Consider the following 235-nt stretch of genomic DNA (forward strand, 5'->3'; position numbering starts at 1 on the left):
CACGGACACTATATGGTACCTCAGCGGTTGATACTTTTTCGGCAGCTCATGTCTACATTATTGGTGTAGGAGGGGTTGGCTCTTGGGCGGCCGAGGCACTGGCTCGGACAGCAATAGGAACGATTACGCTGATTGATTTGGATGTGTTGGTTGCGTCTAATGTCAATCGCCAACTGCCTGCATTGGACAGCACATTTGGTCAAAGTAAAATTGAAGCAATGGCAACTCGTATTAG

1 protein-coding gene is annotated in these 235 nt (G+C 48.1%); it reads left to right on the top strand.

Annotation, left to right across the window (positions count from 1 at the left end):
- Positions 1–235 (top strand): ThiF family adenylyltransferase (locus SB725_RS33980; RefSeq protein WP_410923798.1); only part of this gene is annotated, 235 nt, incomplete at both ends.

It is taken from the genome of Pseudomonas sp. SIMBA_041, from assembly GCF_046535095.1.
Lineage (GTDB): Bacteria > Pseudomonadota > Gammaproteobacteria > Pseudomonadales > Pseudomonadaceae > Aquipseudomonas > Aquipseudomonas mucoides.